The 19,256-nt window shown below is 70.0% G+C and carries 13 protein-coding genes; 6 read left to right on the top strand and 7 right to left on the bottom strand.

The window, feature by feature from the left end; all coding sequences use genetic code 11:
• Positions 1-80: 80 nt before the first annotated feature.
• A complete protein-coding gene (locus ACZ4EG_RS15470) occupies positions 81-866 on the bottom strand; it encodes an SDR family oxidoreductase (RefSeq protein ID WP_467790971.1) in 786 nt (261 codons plus the stop codon).
• A gap of 59 nt (positions 867-925) precedes the next feature.
• Between ACZ4EG_RS15470 and ACZ4EG_RS15465 the strand changes: the two genes are divergently transcribed.
• Both ACZ4EG_RS15465 and ACZ4EG_RS15460 read left to right on the top strand, forming a co-directional pair.
• The gene (locus ACZ4EG_RS15465; RefSeq protein ID WP_467790970.1) at positions 926-2,065 is read left to right on the top strand and encodes an acyl-CoA dehydrogenase family protein; all 1,140 of its coding nucleotides are present in this window, start codon (positions 926-928) and stop codon (positions 2,063-2,065) included.
• Positions 2,065-3,021: an acyl-CoA dehydrogenase family protein gene (locus tag ACZ4EG_RS15460; RefSeq protein ID WP_467790969.1), complete on the top strand. Its 957-nt coding sequence runs from the start codon at positions 2,065-2,067 to the stop codon at positions 3,019-3,021. The genes ACZ4EG_RS15465 and ACZ4EG_RS15460 overlap by 1 nt, the downstream gene beginning before the upstream one ends.
• Here ACZ4EG_RS15460 and qcrB read toward each other — a convergent pair.
• Together qcrB and ACZ4EG_RS15450 are read right to left on the bottom strand one after the other, a co-directional pair.
• Positions 2,996-4,645 carry a cytochrome bc1 complex cytochrome b subunit gene (gene qcrB / locus ACZ4EG_RS15455; RefSeq protein ID WP_467790968.1) on the bottom strand — a complete coding sequence of 550 codons (1,650 nt, stop codon included), beginning with the start codon at positions 4,643-4,645 and terminating at the stop codon, positions 2,996-2,998. The genes ACZ4EG_RS15460 and qcrB overlap by 26 nt on opposite strands.
• 74 nt (positions 4,646-4,719) lie before the next feature.
• Positions 4,720-5,442: a vWA domain-containing protein gene (locus ACZ4EG_RS15450; RefSeq protein WP_467790967.1), complete on the bottom strand. Its 723-nt coding sequence runs from the start codon at positions 5,440-5,442 to the stop codon at positions 4,720-4,722.
• Between the two features lie 96 nt (positions 5,443-5,538).
• On the opposite strand from ACZ4EG_RS15450, the gene ACZ4EG_RS15445 reads away from it, so the two are divergent.
• Positions 5,539-6,423 carry a rhomboid family intramembrane serine protease gene (locus ACZ4EG_RS15445; protein WP_467790966.1) on the top strand — a complete coding sequence of 295 codons (885 nt, stop codon included), beginning with the start codon at positions 5,539-5,541 and terminating at the stop codon, positions 6,421-6,423.
• Positions 6,424-6,434: 11 nt separating this feature from the next.
• Here ACZ4EG_RS15445 and ACZ4EG_RS15440 read toward each other — a convergent pair whose 3' ends face one another.
• Together ACZ4EG_RS15440 and ACZ4EG_RS15435 are read right to left on the bottom strand one after the other, a co-directional pair.
• On the bottom strand, positions 6,435-7,460 hold the full coding sequence (locus ACZ4EG_RS15440) for a glycoside hydrolase family 113 (RefSeq protein WP_467790965.1): 1,026 nt from the start codon (positions 7,458-7,460) through the stop codon (positions 6,435-6,437).
• 35 nt (positions 7,461-7,495) lie between these two features.
• Entirely contained in the window at positions 7,496-9,280 is a 1,785-nt protein-coding gene (locus tag ACZ4EG_RS15435; RefSeq protein WP_467790964.1) for a DUF2334 domain-containing protein, read from the bottom strand.
• Positions 9,281-9,793: 513 nt separating this feature from the next.
• On the opposite strand from ACZ4EG_RS15435, the gene ACZ4EG_RS15430 reads away from it, so the two are divergent.
• The 3 genes from ACZ4EG_RS15430 to ACZ4EG_RS15420 all read left to right on the top strand — a co-directional run bounded on the left by ACZ4EG_RS15430 (position 9,794) and on the right by ACZ4EG_RS15420 (position 12,994).
• Entirely contained in the window at positions 9,794-10,993 is a 1,200-nt protein-coding gene (locus tag ACZ4EG_RS15430; RefSeq protein ID WP_467790963.1) for a glycosyltransferase, read from the top strand.
• A 121-nt stretch (positions 10,994-11,114) separates the two neighbouring features.
• A complete protein-coding gene (wecB, locus tag ACZ4EG_RS15425; protein ID WP_467790962.1) occupies positions 11,115-12,278 on the top strand; it encodes a non-hydrolyzing UDP-N-acetylglucosamine 2-epimerase in 1,164 nt (387 codons plus the stop codon).
• Positions 12,275-12,994, top strand: coding sequence for a LamG domain-containing protein (locus ACZ4EG_RS15420; RefSeq protein WP_467790961.1), 720 nt, complete (start codon positions 12,275-12,277; stop codon positions 12,992-12,994). Before wecB ends, ACZ4EG_RS15420 begins: the two co-directional genes overlap by 4 nt.
• A 94-nt stretch (positions 12,995-13,088) precedes the next feature.
• Here the strand turns inward: ACZ4EG_RS15420 and ACZ4EG_RS15415 are convergent, their stop codons facing one another.
• Positions 13,089-14,552 (bottom strand): glutamate synthase subunit beta, encoded by a 1,464-nt coding sequence (locus ACZ4EG_RS15415; RefSeq protein WP_467790960.1) that lies wholly within the window; start codon positions 14,550-14,552, stop codon positions 13,089-13,091.
• Positions 14,545-19,137 carry a glutamate synthase large subunit gene (gltB, locus tag ACZ4EG_RS15410; RefSeq protein WP_467791120.1) on the bottom strand — a complete coding sequence of 1,531 codons (4,593 nt, stop codon included), beginning with the start codon at positions 19,135-19,137 and terminating at the stop codon, positions 14,545-14,547. Before gltB ends, ACZ4EG_RS15415 begins: the two co-directional genes overlap by 8 nt.
• Between the last annotated feature and the right edge of the window lie 119 nt (positions 19,138-19,256).

Below are 19,256 nucleotides of genomic sequence, written 5' to 3'. Positions count from 1 at the left end.
TAGGGGGTGTCGTTCGGATCATCCCGGCGTCGCCGCGTCCGCACCGTTCGTCACAGCCGGCCTGATCCAAACGACACCCCCTAGGCATGCTGGCTGCTGACGCTGACGACTTCGCCGGTCAGGTAGGAGGAATAGCCGGAGGCCAGGAAGACGATCACGTTGGCGACCTCCCACGGTTCCGCGTACCGTCCGAAGGCCTCGCGGGCGGTCAGCTCCGCCAGCAGTTCGGGTGTGGTCACCTTCGCCAGGTGCGGGTGCATGGCGAGGCTCGGCGCCACCGCGTTGACCCGCACGCCGTACTCGGCGGCCTCGACGGCGGCGCACCGGGTCAGCGCCATCACGCCGGCCTTCGCGGCCGCGTAGTGCGCCTGCCCGGCCTGGGCACGCCAGCCGACGACGGAGGCGTTGTTGACGATCACGCCGCCGCCGGTCTCCTTCATCGACCGCAGGGCCGCCCGGGTGCAGCGGAAGGTACCGTTCAGCGTCACGTCCAGGACACGGGACCACTGCTCGTCGGTCATGTCGACCAGGGCCGAAGTACCGCCCAGTCCGGCGTTGTTGACGACGATGTCCAGCCGCCCGTGATCCCGCACGGCGGTGTCGAACAGGGCCCGCACCTGGGACTCGTCGGTGACGTCACAGGGGACCGCGGTCACGGCTCCCGGGTGCTCGCGGCCCAGTTCTGCCTCGTGCTCCTTCAGCCGTCGCGCGTGCGCGTCGCTGATCAGCACGCGCGCGCCCTCCTCCAGGAAGCGGCGGGCGGTCGCCCCGCCGATCCCCGCTCCGGCCGCCGCGGTGATGACGGCGGTGCGCCCCTTCAGCAGTCCGTGCCCGGGCATGTACGCCGGGCTCTCGACGCCTGTCATGGGCCCACGCTAACCTACCAAACACTTGTTAGGGAAGGTCTCAGGGAAGGAGGACCACCGTGGACCTCACCCACGCTCCGGCCGACGAGGAGTTCCGCGCCGAGGCCCGCGCCTGGCTCGACGCGCACGTGCCCGGCACGCCTCTGCCCTCCCTGGAGACCGAGGAGGGCTTCGCGGCGCACCGCGCCTGGGAGGCCGAACTGGCCGCGGACCGCTGGTCGGTGGTGTCCTGGCCCGAGGAGTACGGCGGCCGGGGCGCGGGACTGATGCGGTGGCTGGTCTTCGAGGAGGAGTACTGGGCGGCGGGCGCGCCGGGCCGGGTGAGCCAGAACGGCATCAGCCTGCTCGCCCCGACCCTCTTCGACCACGGCACCGCGGAGCAACGCGCGCGCGTGCTGCCCCGGATGGCATCCGGCGAGGTGGTCTGGGCGCAGGCCTGGTCCGAGCCGGAGGCGGGCTCCGACCTGGCCTCCCTCACCTCCCGGGCCGTGCGCACGGACGGCGGCTGGCTGCTGAGCGGACAGAAGACCTGGTCGTCGCGGGCCGCCTTCGCCGACCGCGCCTTCGGCCTGTTCCGCAGCGATCCGGCCGCCCCGAAACCCCACCAGGGCCTCACCTACCTCATGTTCGATCTGCGGGCCCCGGGCGTCACGGTCCGCCCGATCGGCCGCCTCGACGGGAAGCCCGCGTTCGCCGAGCTGTTCCTGGACGAGGTATTCGTGCCGGACGAGGACGTGATCGGCGAGCCCGGCCAAGGCTGGCGGATCGCGATGTCGACGACCGGCAACGAACGCGGCCTCACGCTGCGCTCCCCCGGCCGTTTCCTGGCCGCCGCCGACAGGCTCTTCGACCTGTGGCGGGCCCAGGGCAGTCCGGAGCGGGCGCGCGCCCGGGTCACCGACGCCCTGATCGGCGCCCGCGCCTACCAGCTGTTCACCTACGAGGCCGCCTCCCACTTCCTGGACGGCGAACCGCTCGGCCCAAAGTCCAGCCTGAACAAGGTGTTCTGGTCCGAGTACGACCTCGCGCTGCACGAGACGGCACTCGATCTTCTGGGCGAGGAGGGCGAGTTGGCGGACACGGCCTGGGCGGAGGGGTATGTCTTCTCGCTCGCCGGACCCATCTACGCGGGCACGAACGAGATCCAGCGCGACATCATCGCCGAGCGCCTGCTCGGCCTGCCGAAGGGACGTCGCTGATGCGGTTCCTGCCCGACGCCGAGCAGCGTGCCTTCGCCGGCTCCCTGCACGCGATGCTGGCCGCCGCGGACACACCGTCGGTCGTCCGGGACTGGAGCCGCGGCGACCGTACGAGGGGCCGCGCGCTGTGGCGCCGTATCGCAGAGGCGGGGGTGTTCGGGCTCGTGGTGCCGGAGGCGTACGAAGGGATGGGGCCCCGGCCGGTGGAACTCGCCCTCGCCTTCGTGGAGCTGGGACGGCACGTCGTACCCGGCCCGCTGGTCGAGACCGTGGCGGCGGCCGCGCTGCTCACCGAGCCCGGCCCGGCCAAGCGGTTCCTCCCGCCGCTCGCGGCGGGCGAGACCCTGGCGACGGTCGCGGCCGGCGGGTACGCGCTGGACGGGGACGCGGCGACCACCCGTCTCGCCCTCGCCCCCGACGGTCTGCGCCTGTCCCCGGGCGCCGGCCCGGTGCGCCCCTCCCTGGACCCGGCACGCCGTCTCACCCCGCTCTTGCCCGGCGGTGAACTCCTCACCCCCGACCCGCCCGTGGACCACGCCCTCACCTGGGCCCGCCTCGCCACCGCCGCCCAGGCCCTCGGTGTCGGCCTCGCGCTGCTCGACAGGACCGTCGCGTACGTCCGCCAGCGCACCCAGTTCGGCGTCCCCATCGGCTCGTTCCAGGCCGTGAAGCACCGGCTGGCCGACGCGAGGACCGCCCTCGCGTTCGCGCGCCCCCTGCTCTTCGGCGCCGCGCTGACGATGGACCCGGCCGACGTGGCCGCCGCCAAGCTGAAGGCGTGCGAGGCCGCCTACGCCACCGCCCGCACCGCGTTGCAACTGCACGGCGCGATCGGGTACACGGCCGAGTACGACCTGTCCCTGTGGCTGACCAGGGCCCGCGCGCTGCGCATGGCCTGGGGCGGCCCGGACGAGTGCCGTGAGCGGGTCCTCAGTGGTGGTGGTCGCCGCTGGTGAGCTCCCGGTACTCCTCGCGGGTCGGCTTCGGGATGTGCGTCTCGGGCCCGAACAACGCCCGGGCGAGCCGTGCACGCACGCGCTGGGACACGGTGACCGGCCGCCGCACACCGTTGGCGTCCTCCCGCGGTCCGATCTCGTACGGCGGGTTCTGCTCGTGCTGGGTCAGGACGAACAGCCGGTCCTGCGACAGGGGTTCATGGACCTCGACGTACTCGCCGTGCGGCAGCAGTTTGATGATGCCCGTCTCCCTGCCGTGCAGCACCTTGTCCCGGTCCCGGCGTTGCAGCCCGAGGCAGATCCGCTTGGTCAGCGTGAAGGCGACGACCGGCACGACGAAGACGGAGATCCGCACGAACCAGGTGATCGAGTTGATCGACAGATGCAGATGCGTGGCCACGATGTCGTTGCCGCCGCCGATCAGCAGCACCACGTACAGGCTCAGCCAGGCCACGCCCAGCCCGGTGCGCACGGGCACGTTGCGCGGCCGGTCCAGGATGTGGTGCTCGCGCCGGTCGCCGGTGACCCACGCCTCGACGAAGGGATAGAGGCCCAGCGCCAGCAGGATCAGCGGGAACAGCGAGAACGGGATGAAGACGCCCAGCTCCAACGTGTGGCCCCAGGCGTCGATCTCCCATCCCGGCATCACCCGGATCAGGCCCTCGGAGAAGCCGAGGTACCAGTCGGGCTGCGCGCCCGTGGTGACGAGGTCCGGCCGGTACGGCCCGAAGGCCCACACCGGGTTGATGCTGGCGATCCCGCCCATCAGGGCGAGCACGCCGAAGGTGAGGAAGAAGAAGCCGCCCGCCTTGGCCATGTAGACCGGCAGGAAGGGCATGCCGACCACGCTCTTCTGATCCCGTCCGGGCCCGGGGTACTGGGTGTGCTTGTGGAAGAAGACCAGGATCAGATGGGCCACGACCAGGCCCAGCATGATCCCGGGCAGCAGCAGGACATGGATCGGGAAGAGCCGCGAGATGATGTCGTGGCCGGGGAACTCCCCGCCGAACAGGAACATGGACAGGTACGTCCCCACGACCGGGACGGACAGGATCGCGCCGTCGGCGAAGCGGATGCCGGTCCCGGAGAGCAGGTCGTCGGGGAGCGAGTAGCCGGTCAGGCCGGTGATGATGCCGAGCATCAGCAGGGTCCAGCCGAACACCCAGTTGAGCTCGCGCGGCTTGCGGAAGGCGCCGGTGAAGAACACCCGCATCATGTGCACGAGCATGCCGGTGACGAAGACCAGCGCCGCCCAGTGGTGGATCTGCCGGATCAGCAGTCCGCCGCGCACATCGAAGCTGATGTGCAGCGTCGACTCGTACGCCTTGGTCATGACGATGCCGTTGAGCGGGCCGTAGGAGCCGTGGTAGACGACCTCGGCACCGCTCGGCTCGAAGAAGAGCGTGAGGTAGACGCCGGTGAGGATCAGGATGAGGAAGCTGTAGAGACAGACCTCGCCGAGCATGAAGGACCAGTGGTCCGGGAACACCTTGCGCATATTGGCCTTGGCCAGGGCGTAGAGCCCGAGCCGTCCGTCGGCCCAGTCGGCGAGCCGCTCGCCCTTGGCGGGCTCGCCCCTGCGGGCAAAAGCCCCTTCGCCGTTCTCCGATCGTGCGCCGTCCATACGTCGTCGCCTCCCCGCCGGATCTCCCTCAGGGTGACACGACGCTGCGGCTGAGCCAACGGGGCCGACACGATCTATGCCCGTACGATCCCCCGCGCCCGCGCGGCCACCAGCCACTGGGGGAACTCGCCCACGAGACGGTCGTACAGCTCGGCGTCGGACACCTGCCGCGGATCGGAACCCGCGTGGAAGAAGCCCGCGTTGTCCACCACCCGCTTCTGCGGCACGGGCAGCTCGTCCAGCTTCCGCAGGAAGTCGAACTGCTTGCTGTCCGGGTCGCCGAAGCCGACGAACTGCCAGAACAGCGGCAGGGGCGCGGCCTTGCACAGGAACCGTTCGGCGGCGAGCTTGTTGATCGGGCCGCCGTCGGTCTGGAAGATCACCAGGGCGGGGGCGGTGGACCCGCTTTCGAGATAGTGGTCGATGACGGCGTCCATCGCCAGGTGGTAGCTGGTCTTGCCCATGTGCCCGAGCCCGGCCGCGATCCGTGCGATGCGGCCCTCGTGGTCGGCGAGGGCGATGTCGGTGACCGCGTCGATGTCGGTGGAGAAGAACACCACAGGCACCCGGCCGTCGTCGTCGAAGTGCGCGGACAGCCCGAGGACCCGGTCGGCGAGCGCCTGGACGCTGCCGTCCTGGTAGTACGGCTTCATGGAGCCCGAGTAGTCGACCACGAGGTACACGGCGGCCCGCTGTCCGTCCAGCCCGTGCTTCGTGAGGGACACCCCGGCCGTCTTGTACAGGCTGACCAGCGCGGGCGCGGTCTCCTGAACCTTGCTGAGACTGATCGCAACCATGGCCCCCACCCTCCCACACGCACCGGGGTTCGCTATTTTGTTCGCCGCCGACCCCACCGGCTCACCCTGTCCCCAGACCCTTGCGAGGAGCCGGCCGTGGATGCCGAGTCCCCCGAGTCCACCGTCACCACCTGCTACCGCCATCCCAAGGTGGAGTCGTACGTCCGCTGTACCCGCTGCGACCGCTACATCTGCCCCGACTGCATGCGCGAGGCCGCCGTGGGCCACCAGTGCGTGGAGTGCGTGAAGGAGGGCGCGCAGTCGGTGCGGCAGGCGCGTACGGCGTTCGGCGGCCGGATCTCCGCGGTGCCGCTCGTGACGTACGTGCTCATCGGGCTCAACGTCCTCGCCTACCTTGCCGAGCTGGTGCGCCCGTCGGTGGTCGACCGGTTCGACATGCTGGGCACCGTGCCCGCCGGCTACCTTCCCGAGGGCGTCGCCCACGGGGAGTGGTACCGGCTGCTGACCGGGGCGTTTCTCCATCTGCCGCCCACCCAGGGCACGTTCGGCATCCTGCACATCGTGATGAACATGGTGTCGCTGTGGAACCTGGGCCGGGTGGTGGAGACTCTGCTGGGCCGCGCGCGGTTCACGGCGCTGTATCTGTTGTCGGCGCTCGGCGGTTCGGTCCTCGTGCTGCTGATCGCGCCGGAGACGCCCACGCTCGGCGCGTCCGGCGCGATCTTCGGGCTGGGTGCCGCCTACTACGTCATGGCCCGCCGCCTGGGCGCCGACATGAACGCGGTCAACCGCTTGATGACGGGTCTGCTGCTGTGGCTGGTGGTCTCCGCGTGGGTGACCTCCTGGCAGGGGCACCTCGGCGGTCTCCTGGCGGGCGGTGTGGTGACGCTGGGATACGCCTACGCGCCCCGGGACCGCCGACGGGCCCTGGTCCAGGCGGGCGTGTGCGTGGCGCTCCTGGCCCTGCTGGTGGTGCTGACGATCACGAAGGTCACGGAGCTGACCGGGGCCGCTGCCTAGGTTTCAGGGAGTCAGCCGGCCCACTTCTGGCGCAGCACCTCCTCCGCGGGTTTGCCGTGCGGGGTGTACGCCAGGTGTGCCGGGGTCTCTCCGCTGTTCGGCCAGTCGTCCCACATCCACCAGCAGACGCCGGCCCACCAGGCGCGGCCCTCGAAGGAGTCGAGGAGCGCCCGGTAGGCGGCGGCCTGTTCGGCGTCCGCCGGGTGTGTGCTGACGGTCCAGGAGTACGGGGCGGTGGTGGCGCCGCGCTGGCTGACGTAGCCGGCCTCGGTGAACAGGATCCGGCGGTGCTGCCGTGCGGAGTACGCGGCGAGCTTCTCCCGGATCGGCGCCCAGGCGCGGTCCAGCAGGGCGGGATCGGTGGTGGGCTTCTCGACGAGGGGCCAGTAGGCGTCGATGCCGATGAGGTCGAGGACCTGCCAGAAGTGGATGTGCTGGTACTCGTCGTAGTTGGCGGCGTAGGTCAGCGGGCCGTCGTAGTGGTCGCGGACCGACTTGATCACCTGCGTCCAGGCGGCGGTGTCGCCGGAGACCCCGGCGAGTTCGGTGCCGACCGCGAGCTGTTCGGCTCCGGTGTCGGCGGCGATGTCCGCGTAGTGGGTGATGAAGCGGCGGTAGGCGGTGAACCAGGCGGCCCGGTCGCGGGGGCGGATCCCGGCGCGGTCCGCGTCGCCGGGCAGGTCCACGTGGGGCTTGATCATCACCTTGAGGCCGGCCGCGTGGGCGCGCTCGACGATCCCGCGCAGGCTCGCGTCGCTCGCCGTCTCCTCGGTGGTGTGCAGGGCGGAGTCGGTGACGCGCTTCTGGTACCAGGTCGGGGTGAAGGTGACCCAGCGTGCCCCGGTGGCCCTGATGCCGCGCAGATAGCGTGGCGCGGCCGGGCTGTCGTAGTCGGTGCGGTACCACGAGGGCAGCGTGATGCCGCGCATGGTCGAGGTCCCCGGTTCGGGACGGGAGGCGTGTGTGCTGCCGTGGGCGGACCCCTTGCCGCCGCCGGTGGACACGCATCCGCCGACGGCGAGGAGGACCGCCGCCATGACGGCGACGGTCCTCCTCCTGGGGGCGGGCGCCGTCACAGCGCCGCCGGGCTGACGAAGGTGTAGCCGAGTGCCTTCATGCCGTCGATCGTGTCCTTCAACGGCTGCACCGGGTAGTACGGGTGGTAGAAGAAGCTCGCCACGCCGTCCCGTACGGCCAGGTTGGCCTTCGCCGACGCGATGAGGTCGGCGGGCAGCCGGGCCGGGTGGTTGTTGTACGCCTCCGGTTCGTAGTTGCCGATGTTCTCCGGCAGCACCTTGGTGCCGTACACGTCCTTCACCACGTACGGGAAGAACTGGCCGATGAACCGGTTCGGGTCGGACGGGGCCCCGCTCAGCGTCCCGGCGAAGTAGAGCGAACGCTCCAGCCGCGCCGAGAAGTTGGAGCTGAAGACCTTGTAGTCGGCCGCCGAGCCCGCGTAGTGCGGGGTGGTCCACAGCGCCGGCCTGGGCAGGCCGGCCAGGGCGAACTGGAGGAGCGCGCTGGTGACGCGGGTCTGCGCCCACAGGGCGGAGTCCTCGGCGACCGGGCCGTCGTAGACGACGTTGTCGGCGGCGTCGACGTGCGCCCGGTAGAACTCGAAGTCGTCACCGGTCACGCCGTCGTAGGGGTTGGCGATGTTGCTGTACTGGTGCGTGTAGCCGTGGTCCATCAGGACCGCGCCCCTGGCCAGCATGTACTTCAGCGCGTTGACCACCTGCGGCCGCTGGGCGAGCGTGACGGTCTGCGGGACCCCGTTGTTGTAGGTGCCCTTGGGGTCCGTGTAGACGGGGATCACATTGATGCCGTACGGGATGTTCTGCGCGTGCAGGTAGTCGGCCATCGCCCGTAGTTCGGCGGGGTCCGAGTCGGGGCTGATGTCCTCCAGGCGCACCATCGCCCGGTGCTGCTCGGCGGTGGCCGGGGCGAGGGCGTCGAAGAGCAGGTCCTCGAAGGCGATGACGCGGTCGCTCTCGGAGACGTAGGCGAACGGGATCTCACCGATGTAGGTGAGGTTGGACGAGCGGACCGCCCAGCCGAAGGTGTGCCCGTTCGAGCTGTCCAGGCCCTCCGCGAGCCGGGTGACGGCCGGATACCCCGTGCCCGTCAGGACGTTGGGGCGCAGCACTCCGCCGTCCTGCCCGGCCGGAATGGTGCGGGTCAGCGTCTGGCCGCGGTACGTCACCTGGGTGACGTTGCCGATCGAACCGCCGTCCTCGTAGTACGACGTCGTCGGGTCCCAGCCGTACTTCTGCGTGAACTGGGCTACGCCCACCGCACCCGCCATGTTCCAGATGTTGGCGCCCATCCAGATCACCGGCTTGGTGCTCGACGCCGCGTCGGCGTAGAACGCGGCCGGGACGGCGTCCGGGATACTGCCGCCGTAGTACGTCGAGCCGATGTAGATCACGGCCGAGTACGAGTCGATCATCCCGGCGGTGTACTGCTGGACCGGCTTGGCCGTCACCGTGCCGAAGTGGCCGGCGAGGTTGGCCGTGGCCATCGCGTACAGCTCGCCCAACTGCCCGTAGGGGCCCGCCGTGTCGTAGAGGACGAGGGTGGTCGGGTTGGCATCGGCGGCCGCGTTCGCCGAGGCGGCGACCGGGGCGAGCAGGGCCGCCTGCCGGGTGACGGCGCTCGCGGTGCGGACCGGGAGGCCGGCCGCGGACGCGAGCGCGGTCGCGGCGGTCTTCGGGTGCGGCCGGGCACGCCGCGCCCGGTCCGCCGTGAGCTGGGTCTTCGCCCAGCCCTTGAGATCGACCCGGCTCAGTCCGGACCTGGCACCGACGGCCTCGCCCCTGTGCCGGTGCCCCCCGGCTGCCTGTGCGTTCGTGGCCATGAATGTGCCGCTCAGCAGAGCGGCGACGAGTAGTAGAACGACGGAAATTCGGCTGCGTGCCCGCTTCCAGGGCGGGATCACTGGTCTCACGATCTTCCCCCCACTTTGCCAAATGATTGACAAAGCATTTGGCGACAGGAAGGCACCGATTCTTATGGCGATCGCGAGGCCTGTCAAATGGACTCCTCCCCCCTCGAAACGTCTGCTAAGTTCACCTCCGCGCGTTGGGGACGCGCACCGAATATGGGGGGACAATGTACGGACGACCCGCCCTGGGGGCACTATTGCCCCTGGCAGGAGCGATGGCCGCACCGGAAGCGATACCCGGCCTTCCTTTGGCCAAAGCACTACAGGCGATAGCGGGAGCCGGATTCCTGTTCTATTGCCTGACGGCGTGCCTGATACTGCTGGCCAGGCTGCGTCTGCGACGCCGGGGACACGGGATGCGGGCCCATACCGGGGGCAGCCGTGATCATTGAGTTGCTCCTGTGGTCAAGCATCACTCTCATCGTGATGGCCGGCTGTTACAACACCAGTCTTTTTCTTCTCTCGCGACGCAGAATTCGCCGTTCTCGAACGGACCGGAGAGAGCGGTTCTACGTATTTCTGCTGGCATGTCTGAACGAGGAGAAAGTCCTTTCGGAAAGCCTGGCGCGCATCACTTCCCTGCCCGCCGGGAATTTCATGGCCCTGGTCATAGACGACGGCTCCGACGACCGCACCAGTGACATCGCGCTGGCCGCGGACCCGGGTCTGGTACGGCTGCACCGGCGCACTTTGCCGAACGCACGCCGGGGCAAGGGTGCCGCACTCAACGACGGGGTGCGGCACCTCAGGGAGTCCGGCCTGCTCGCCGGGCGTGACCCGGCGGACGTCGTGCTGTGCGTGGTCGACGCGGACGGGCGGCTCGACCCGCACGTCGTGCAGTCCGTCGATCCGTACTTCGACGATCCGGGTACGGGCGCGGTTCAGGTCTGCGTCCGTATGTACAACCGGCACCTGGGGCTGCTCGCCCGCATGCAGGACATGGAGTTCGTCGTCTACGGCGATGTGTTCCAGAGCGCACGGCGCTTCATCGGCAGCGTGGGCATGGGCGGGAACGGGCAGTTCATGCGGCTGTCCGCCCTCGACACGCTCGATGGGGACGGCCCGTGGAGCGACAGTCTCACCGAGGACCTCGACCTCGGGGTGCGGCTGATCGCCAAGGGCTGGACCAATATGCACTGCACCACCGCCGCGGTCTCCCAGCAGGCCGTACTCAGTCTGCGGCGCCTGGTCCGGCAGCGATCCCGCTGGTTCCAGGGCCATCTGCAGTCCGCCGGTCTCGTCCCGCTCATCCTCAGGGACGTGCCGACCCGGCCGGCGCTGGACATGCTCTACCACCTGTCGAGCCCGGTCCTGATCCTGCTGACCTCGCTGCTGCCCGTCTCCTTCCTGGTCGCCCTGGGCGCCACCATGGTGGCCTCCGTCCAGGTGGGCCACGCGCTCGTGTCGCCCATGTGGCTGCTCGGGCCGTACGCCCTCTCGTTCACGGCCGCCTACACGTACGGCTACGTGTACTTCAAGCGTGAGCGCGAGCTGGGGCTGGTGCGCTGTGTGCTGCTCGCCCATGTCTTCGTCTTCTACGGCTACATCTGGTTCTTCGCCGGCTGGTGGGGGTTCTGGCGGATGCTCACCGGCAAGCAGACCTGGCTGAAGACCGCCCGCACCTGAGGACTGCGCACACCAGACGGGCCGGGCCACGCCCGGGCTCCGCTCTCTCCCCTCTCCTCACTCCTTCTCTCATCTTCCGTGCCTCGGCACGTTCTTCTCGCATGCCCTAAGGGGGCCTTCCATGTCCACACCTCCGTCAAGCCTGCCCGTACGCGCCATGCTCGTGCTCGGCACCCGGCCGGAAGCGATCAAACTGGCGCCCGTGGCGCGGGCCATGGCCGGCAGCGAGCTGTTCGAGCCGGTCGTCGTCACCACCGGCCAGCACCGCGAGATGCTCCAGCAGATGCTCGGCCTGCTCTGTGTCGACGTACGGATCGAGCTCGACGTGATGCGCAGCCGGCAGCAACTGTCCGAGTTGACCGCCCGGCTGGTCGGCGAACTCGGCGAGGTCATGCGGGAGCAGCGGCCGGACCTGGTCGTGGTGCAGGGGGACACCACGACCGCGCTGGTCGGCGCCCTGGCCGCGTTCTACGAGAAGATCCCGGTCGCCCATGTCGAGGCGGGACTGCGCACCGGGGTCATCGACAACCCCTTCCCGGAGGAGCTCAACCGCAGCCTCATCGGACGCATCGCCCGCTGGCACTTCGCCCCGACACCGCGCGCGGCACGGCAGCTGACCGAGGAGGGCGTCCCCGCGGAGCAGGTGTTCACCACCGGCAACACGGTGATCGACAACCTGCTGTGGGTGCTGGCCGAGGGCACCGGCACCTCCGCGTTCCGCACGGGCGCCCGGCGGGTCCTCGTGACCCTGCACCGCCGGGAGAACCAGGGCGAGCGGATGCGCGGGATGGGCCGTGCGCTCACCCGGCTCGCGCAGCGCGGGGACGTGGAGATCGTGCTGCCGCTGCACAAGAGCCCCGCCGTACGAGATGCGCTGCTGCCCGAACTCGACGGGCACACCGGTATCTCGCTCGTCGAACCGCTCGACTATCTGGACTTCGCGGCGACGCTGGCCGAGTGCGACCTAGTGCTCACCGACTCCGGCGGCATCCAGGAGGAGGCCCCGAGTCTGAGCAAGCCCGCGCTGGTGCTGCGTACGACCACCGAACGCCCGGAGGCGGTCGAGGCCGGCGCGGCGAAGCTGATCGGCACGGACCCGGACGCCATCGTGGCCTGGGCCGGGAAGCTGCTGGACGATCCGGCGGAGTACCGGCGGATGGCGAGCGCCGGCAACCCGTTCGGTGACGGACTGGCCGCCTCCCGCGTCCTGGCCCAACTGGCGGAGGACTTCGCCGCCGATGTGCCCGTCGGCCTCACCGCGTCCGGGCCATACTCGACGGCATGACCCCCTCGCCCCTGCGCACCGTCCGCCGGATCCCGCCGATCCCGCGGGTCCCGCCGGGGCGCAGGGGCCGTCTCCTCACCACCCTGGCACTGGCGCTCGCGCTGGCCGCACTGCTGTCGGTCACGGTGAGCCGGTGCCGGGGAGAGGCGGCGCCAACGCCCAGGCCCTGGCTCGACGGCACCGTCCACGGCCGCTGGCTCTCGGTGTTCAACGGCCATGGCACCAACGTGGGCGACGACGACTCGCTGTCGCTCTCCCCCGAGGTCGCAGGGGACCCGGGCACGACGCACGCGGGCCTGGTGGTGAGCACCGCCTCCTACACGAACGTGCGGTACGAGGCCCGGATGCGGACGGTGAAGCAACTGCGCGATCCCGACCCGAACCCCTGGGAAGTGCCGTGGCTGGTCTGGGCGTACACCGATCCGGAGCACTTCTACTACATCACCCTCAAGCCCAACGGCTGGGAGCTGGGCAAGCGGGATCCCGCCTATCCGGGGGGCCAGCGCTTCCTGGCGACGGGGCGTACGACGTACCCGGTGGGCGACTGGTACACGGTGCGCGTGGAGCAGAACGGCGCCGGCCTCGTCGTCGAGGCGGACGGGAAGCCTCTGGTGACCTTCAGCGACCACGAACACCCGTACAACGAGGGCAAGGTGGGGGCGTACACCGAGGACGCGACGGTGAAGTTCGAGGGGCTGAAGGCGAGTTCGCGCTGAAAAGGCGGCGGCGCCTGCCCAGTCCGGTCGGGGACTGCGGGCAGGCGCCGTCAGTGTTCCGCACGCCGTTGTACGGGACGTTTTCGAGGTGCCGTCAGACCATCAGGGAGCGGTCCGTCGGGCGGATCGGCGCCGGCAGGTCGCTGGCACCGGTCAGGAAGCGGTCGACGCCGCGGGCGGCCGAGCGGCCCTCCGCGATCGCCCAGACGATGAGCGACTGGCCGCGGCCGGCGTCACCGGCGACGAACACACCCGGCACATTGGTCTGGAAGTCGGCGTCACGGGCGACGTTGCCGCGCTCGTCCAGGTTCAGGCCGAACTGCTCGACCAGGCCGTTGTCCCGGTCGGTGCCGGTGAAGCCCATGGCGAGGGTGACCAGCTGGGCCGGGATCTTGCGCTCCGTGCCCGGCTTCTGGGTCAGCTTGCCCTCGACGAACTCGACCTCGACCAGGTGCAGCCACTGGACGTTGCCGTCCTCGTCGCCCTCGAAGTGGGTGGTCGAGACGGAGTAGACCCGCTCGCCGCCCTCCTCGTGGGCACTGGTCACCTTGTAGAGCATCGGGAAGGTCGGCCAGGGCTGGGCGACCGGGTTCCGCTCCTCGCCCGGGCGGGGCATGATCTCCAGTTGCGTGACGGAGGCCGCGCCCTGGCGGTGGGCGGTGCCCACGCAGTCGGCGCCGGTGTCGCCACCGCCGATGACCACCACGTGCTTGCCCGCCGCCGAGACCGGAGCGGTGACGTAGTCGCCCTCCTGGACCTTGTTGGCCAGCGGCAGGTACTCCATGGCCTGGTAGACGCCCTTGAGCTCGCGGCCGGGGGCCGGGAGGTCACGGGCGGTCGTGGCGCCGGCGGCGATGACGACCGCGTCGTACCGCTTCTTCAGGTCGGTCGCCTTGAGGTCGCGGCCGATCTCGATGCCGGTGCGGAAGCGGGTGCCCTCCGCGCGCATCTGCTCGATACGGCGGTTGATGTGCCGCTTCTCCATCTTGAACTCGGGGATGCCGTAGCGGAGGAGGCCTCCGATGCGGTCCGCGCGCTCGTAGACGGCGACCGTGTGGCCGGCCCGGGTGAGCTGCTGGGCGGCGGCCAGGCCCGCCGGGCCCGAGCCGATGACCGCGACGGTCTTGCCGGACAGCCGCTCGGGCGCCTGCGGGGCGACGTCACCGGTCTCCCACGCCTTGTCGATGATCGAGACCTCGACGTTCTTGATGGTGACCGGCAGCTGGTTGATGCCCAGCACACACGCCGACTCGCAGGGAGCGGGGCACAGCCGGCCCGTGAACTCCGGGAAGTTGTTCGTCGCGTGCAGCCGCTCGGAGGCGGCCGCCCAGTCCTCGCGGAAGGCGTAGTCGTTCCACTCGGGGATCAGGTTCCCCAGCGGACAGCCGTTGTGGCAGAACGGGATGCCGCAGTCCATGCACCGGCTGGCCTGCTTGCTGATGATCGGCAGCAGGGAGCCCGGAACGTAGACCTCGTTCCAGTCCTTGACGCGCTCGCTGACGGGACGGGTCTTGGCGACCTCACGGCCGTGGTTCAGGAAGCCCTTCGGGTCAGCCATTGATCGCCGCCTCCATCATCTTCTCGTGGGTCTCGGTCTCGGAGAGACCGGCTCGCTCGGCGGCGTCCTTGGCGGCGAGCACTGCCTTGTAGGTGCTGGGGATGATCTTGCTGAAGCGCTCCACGGCGGAGTCCCACTCGGCGAGCAGCTTCTCGGCGACCGTCGAACCGGTCTCCTCGTGGTGGCGGCGCACCACGTCGTGCAGCCACTGCTTGTCCGTGTCGTCCAGCGCCTCGACCGCGCCGAGGTTGCCGGCGTTGACGTTGTCGCGGTCGAGGTCGATCACGTACGCGACGCCACCGGACATACCGGCCGCGAAGTTGCGGCCCGTCTCGCCGAGGACCACCGCGTGGCCGCCGGTCATGTACTCGCAGCCGTGGTCGCCCACGCCCTCCGAGACCACCAGCGCACCGGAGTTGCGGACGCAGAACCGCTCGCCCGTACGACCGCGCAGATACAGCTCACCGCCGGTCGCACCGTACGCGATGGTGTTGCCCGCGATCGTCGAGTACTCGGCGAGGTGGTCGGCGGCCCGGTCCGGGCGGACGATCACACGGCCGCCGGAGAGGCCCTTGCCGACGTAGTCGTTGGCGTCGCCCTCCAGGCGCAGCGTGATGCCGCGCGGCAGGAAGGCGCCGAAGGACTGGCCCGCCGAACCCGTGAAGGTGATGTCGATGGTGTCGTCGGGCAGACCCGCGCCGCCGAACTTCTTCGTCACCTCGTGGCCGAGCATGGTGCCGACCGTGCGGTTGATGTTGCGGATCTGGACCTGGGCGCGCACCGGCTGGGCGTCGGTGGCGCTGGACGCGGCCAGGGCGTCGGCGGCGAGCTTGATCAGCTCGTTGTCCAGGGCCTTCGCCAGGCCGTGGTCCTGCTCGACGATCTGGTGCCGCACCGCGCCCGCGGGCAGCTCGGGCACGTGGAACAGCGGCGCCAGGTCCAGGCCCTGTGCCTTCCAGTGGTCGACGGCACGGGTGACGTCGAGCGCCTCGGCGTGGCCGACGGCCTCCTCGATGGAGCGGAAGCCCAGCTCGGCGAGGATCTCGCGGACCTCCTCGGCGATGAACTGGAAGAAGTTCACCACGTACTCGGCCTTGCCGGTGAAGCGCTCGCGCAGCACCGGGTTCTGGGTGGCGACGCCGACCGGGCAGGTGTCCAGGTGACAGACGCGCATCATGATGCAGCCGGAGACGACGAGCGGAGCGGTCGCGAAACCGAACTCCTCGGCGCCGAGCAGCGCGGCGATGACGACGTCACGGCCGGTCTTCAGCTGGCCGTCGGTCTGTACGACGATGCGGTCGCGCAGGCCGTTGAGCAGCAGGGTCTGCTGGGTCTCGGCGAGGCCGAGCTCCCAGGGACCGCCGGCGTGCTTCAGCGAGGTCAGCGGCGAGGCGCCCGTACCACCGTCGTGGCCGGAGATCAGGACCACGTCCGCGTGCGCCTTGGACACACCGGCCGCGACCGTGCCGACGCCGACCTCGGAGACCAGCTTCACGTGAATCCGCGCCTGCGGGTTCGCGTTCTTCAGGTCGTGGATCAGCTGGGCCAGGTCCTCGATCGAGTAGATGTCGTGGTGCGGCGGCGGGGAGATCAGACCGACACCCGGGGTCGAGTGACGGGTCTTGGCCACCCACGGGTAGACCTTGTGGCCGGGCAGCTGGCCGCCCTCGCCGGGCTTTGCGCCCTGGGCCATCTTGATCTGGATGTCGTCCGCGTTGACCAGGTACTCGGAGGTGACGCCGAAGCGGCCGGAGGCGACCTGCTTGATGCTGGACCGGCGCGCCGGGTCGTACAGGCGCTCCGGGTCCTCGCCGCCCTCACCGGTGTTGGACTTGCCGCCCAGCTGGTTCATGGCGATGGCGAGGGTCTCGTGCGCCTCCTTGGAGATGGAGCCGTACGACATGGCGCCGGTGGAGAAGCGCTTGACGATCTCGCTGACCGGCTCGACCTCGTCGATGGAGATCGGCTGCCGGTCCGAGGTGAAGCCGAACAGACCGCGCAGCGTCATCAGGCGCTCGGACTGCTCGTTCACCCGGTCCGTGTACTTCTTGAAGATGTCGTAGCGGGCGGTGCGCGTCGAGTGCTGGAGGCGGAAGACCGTCTCCGGGTCGAACAGGTGCGGCTCGCCCTCGCGGCGCCACTGGTACTCGCCGCCGATCTCCAGCGCGCGGTGGGCCGGGGCGATGCCCGAGGCCGGGTACGCCTTGGCGTGGCGGGCGGCGACCTCCTTGGCGATGACGTCGATGCCGACGCCGCCGATCTTGGTGGCCGTACCGTTGAAGTACTTCTCGACGAAGGCCTCGTCGAGGCCGACGCCCTCGAAGACCTGGGCGCCGCGGTAGGAGGCGACGGTCGAGATGCCCATCTTGGACATGACCTTCAGGACGCCCTTGCCGAGGGCGTAGATCAGGTTGCGGATGGCCTGCTCGGACTCGATGTCCGACAGGAACGTCCCCGCGCGGACCAGGTCCTCGACCGACTCCATCGCCAGGTACGGGTTGACGGCCGCGGCGCCGTAGCCGATGAGCAGGGCGACGTGGTGGACCTCGCGGACGTCACCGGCCTCGACCAGCAGGCCCACGTGGGTGCGCTGCTTGGTGCGGATGAGGTGGTGGTGGACAGCCGCGGTGAGCAGCAGCGAGGGGATCGGCGCGTGCTCGGCGTCCGAGTGACGGTCCGACAGGACGATCAGACGGGCGCCGTTCTCGATGGCGGCGTCGGCCTCGGCACAGATCTCCTCGATGCGCGCGGCGAGAGCGTCACCGCCGCCGCCGACCCGGAACAGGCCGGAGAGGGTCGCGGCCTTGAAGCCGGGCATGTCGCCGTCGGCGTTGATGTGGATGAGCTTGGCCAGCTCGTCGTTGTCGATGACCGGGAAGGGCAGCGTGACGCTGCGGCAGGAAGCGGCCGTCGGCTCCAGGATGTTGCCCTCGGGGCCCAGCGACGAGCGCAGCGAGGTGACCAGCTCCTCGCGGATGGCGTCCAGCGGCGGGTTGGTGACCTGCGCGAACAGCTGGGTGAAGTAGTCGAAGAGCAGCCGCGGGCGCTCGGAGAGGGCCGCGATCGGGGAGTCCGTGCCCATCGACCCGATCGGCTCGGCGGCGGCCTTGGCCATCGGCGCCAGGATGACGCGCAGCTCCTCCTCGGTGTAACCGAAGGTCTGCTGGCGGCGGGTGACCGAGGCGTGGGTGTGGACGATGTGCTCGCGCTCGGGCAGGTCGCCCAGCTCGATCTCACCGGCCTCCAGCCACTCGGCGTAGGGGTGTTCGGCGGCGAGGGTCGCCTTGATCTCGTCGTCCTCGATGATGCGGTGCTCGGCGGTGTCGACGAGGAACATCCGGCCGGGCTGCAGCCGGCCCTTGCGGACGACCTTGGCGGGGTCGATGTCGAGGACGCCGACCTCGGAGCCGAGGACGACGAGGCCCTCGTCGGTGACCCAGTAGCGGCCGGGGCGCAGGCCGTTGCGGTCGAGCACGGCGCCGACCTGGGTGCCGTCGGTGAAGGTGACGCAGGCCGGGCCGTCCCAGGGCTCCATCATCGTGGAGTGGTACTGGTAGAAGGCGCGCCGGGCCGGGTCCATGGAGTCGTGGTTCTCCCACGCCTCCGGGATCATCATCAGCACGGAGTGGGGCAGCGAACGGCCGCCCAGGTGCAGGAGTTCGAGCACCTCGTCGAACGAGGCCGAGTCGGAGGCGTCCGGCGTGCAGACCGGGAAGACGCGCTCGATGTCGCGCTCGCCGAAGAGGTCCGAGACCAGCTGGGACTCGCGGGCGCGCATCCAGTTGCGGTTGCCCTTGACGGTGTTGATCTCACCGTTGTGCGCGACGAAGCGGTACGGGTGCGCCAGCGGCCACGACGGGAAGGTGTTCGTGGAGAAGCGCGAGTGGACGAGCGCGACGGCCGACGCGAAGCGGCGGTCGGACAGGTCCGAGAAGAAGGGCTCCAGCTGACCGGTGGTCAGCATGCCCTTGTAGACGATCGTCCGCGCGGACAGCGACGGGAAGTAGACACCGGCCTCGCGCTCGGCGCGCTTGCGCAGCACGAAGGCCTTGCGGTCCAGCGCGATGCCCTCGCTGGCGCCGTCGGTGACGAAGATCTGCCGGAAGGCCGGCATGGTCGAACGGGCGGTGGCGCCGAGCAGTTCGGGCGCGACCGGGACCTCACGCCAGCCGAGGACCGTCAGGCCCTCCTCGCCGGCAATCGTCTCAATGCGTGAGACGGTGTCCTGGGTGCCCTCCTCCGGCAGGAAGGCGATGCCGACGGCGTAGGAGCCCGCCGCGGGGAGTTCGAATCCGGCCACCTCACGGAAGAAGGCGTCCGGCACCTGCGAGAGGATGCCCGCGCCGTCGCCGGAGTCGGGCTCGGAGCCGGTGGCGCCGCGGTGCTCCAGGTTGCGCAGAACCGTGAGTGCCTGCTCGACCAGCACGTGGCTCGCCTCGCCCGTGAGGGTGGCCACGAAGCCGACGCCACAGGCGTCGCGCTCGTTGCGGGGGTCGTACATACCCTGCGCAGCAGGGCGAGCATCCATGAACGACCAGTTCTGGCCATTCGCGGAATGCTGGGACGGCTGGCGCGGCGTACGCATCGGCTCTCCCGTCGTCGTCATGTGGCATGTGCTGGTGCCGAGGGACGACGTTGGCCCTCTGCGAAGTGCGAAATTTCGTGCAGGTTACATGATGGAGTGGTGCTCGGGAACCGGATACT

This window comes from Streptomyces sp. NPDC025638, assembly GCF_055558775.1.
This window is presented reverse-complemented; position numbering and strand designations above follow the sequence as displayed.

What these genes read in the sequence shown, in the direction of transcription:
- qcrB (WP_467790968.1), bottom strand. Translation starts at nt 4,645, where the DNA reads ATGGACGGCGCACGATCGGAGAACGGCGAAGGGGCTTTTGCCCGCAGG.
- ACZ4EG_RS15435 (WP_467790964.1), bottom strand. Translation starts at nt 9,280, where the DNA reads ATGGCCACGAACGCACAGGCAGCCGGGGGGCACCGGCACAGGGGCGAG.
- ACZ4EG_RS15450 (WP_467790967.1), bottom strand. Translation starts at nt 5,442, where the DNA reads ATGGTTGCGATCAGTCTCAGCAAGGTTCAGGAGACCGCGCCCGCGCTG.
- ACZ4EG_RS15460 (WP_467790969.1), top strand. Translation starts at nt 2,065, where the DNA reads ATGCGGTTCCTGCCCGACGCCGAGCAGCGTGCCTTCGCCGGCTCCCTG.
- ACZ4EG_RS15430 (WP_467790963.1), top strand. Translation starts at nt 9,794, where the DNA reads ATGGCCGGCTGTTACAACACCAGTCTTTTTCTTCTCTCGCGACGCAGA.
- ACZ4EG_RS15420 (WP_467790961.1), top strand. Translation starts at nt 12,275, where the DNA reads ATGACCCCCTCGCCCCTGCGCACCGTCCGCCGGATCCCGCCGATCCCG.
- ACZ4EG_RS15470 (WP_467790971.1), bottom strand. Translation starts at nt 866, where the DNA reads ATGACAGGCGTCGAGAGCCCGGCGTACATGCCCGGGCACGGACTGCTG.
- gltB (WP_467791120.1), bottom strand. Translation starts at nt 19,137, where the DNA reads ATGCGTACGCCGCGCCAGCCGTCCCAGCATTCCGCGAATGGCCAGAAC.
- ACZ4EG_RS15415 (WP_467790960.1), bottom strand. Translation starts at nt 14,552, where the DNA reads ATGGCTGACCCGAAGGGCTTCCTGAACCACGGCCGTGAGGTCGCCAAG.
- ACZ4EG_RS15440 (WP_467790965.1), bottom strand. Translation starts at nt 7,460, where the DNA reads ATGGCGGCGGTCCTCCTCGCCGTCGGCGGATGCGTGTCCACCGGCGGC.
- wecB (WP_467790962.1), top strand. Translation starts at nt 11,115, where the DNA reads ATGTCCACACCTCCGTCAAGCCTGCCCGTACGCGCCATGCTCGTGCTC.